This window comes from Oleiphilus sp. HI0079, assembly GCF_001635105.1.
Window position 1 is genome coordinate 1 of the sequence record NZ_LWFT01001110.1, and the last position, 797, is coordinate 797.

The 797-nt window shown below is 46.9% G+C and carries 1 protein-coding gene; it reads right to left on the reverse strand.

Going from position 1 to position 797, the window contains the following annotated elements:
* Positions 1-35: 35 nt before the first annotated feature.
* The coding region (locus A3750_RS19635) for a sensor histidine kinase (protein WP_156498764.1) at positions 36-797 on the reverse strand (762 nt) is incomplete at its 5' end.

Here is a 797-nt window from a genome sequence, read left to right on the forward strand (position 1 = left end):
TGAGTACAGTGAGTTCAGTATGCATGCGAGTTCTATTATCTGGATGTCCGCGCAGGCAGGCGCAGAGTGGTTGTAAATACATCGTCCAGTTTGCTGGTTTTGATCAGGGCTTGATCGGAATACAGCGCAGCGAGGCGGTCAGCAATATTACCAAGAGCAATTTGATTGCCATGACGCGTCTGCTCTTTACTGGAAACTGGATTAGAAATAAGAAGATAGATGGTTTTTTGTTTCAGATACGCTTCGAAGCGAATTGTGCCTCCCTCTGGTATGGGCTGTATGCCGTGGTAAATTGCATTTTCGACCAATGGCTGGAGTGTAAGTGGAGGGATCAGGAAATTCAGTACCTGATCTTCAATTTGCCACTCGAGCTTGAGTCTTTCTCCAAGGCGTAAGCCTTCTATATTTAGGTATTTTTCGCAGAGCTTAAGTTCTTCTCGGATCGTGACATAGCTGTTTTTTGTGTTCAGCGTTGCGCGAAACAGCTCTGATAAATCGAGCACTGCGTTCTCGGCTTGTTCTGGCTTGCTGCTGATAAGGCTAGCGATGCTGTTCATGCTGTTAAACAAAAAATGCGGGCGAATTCGGGACTGTAGAGCTTCGATGCGCGAGCTAAGTTCCGCTTTTTCACGCTGCTTAGCTAGAAAGTCCAGGTATGCATAACGAAGAAAGAGGCCGCAGGTGAGCGCCGCAATTAAGGTGTTTCTGGCGATGAAAAGAGCGCCTTGCGGGCTTTCATATGCCAGAAATCGTGCGCCGAGCCAGCTAAAAAATGCAGAAAGTATAAGTACGATACT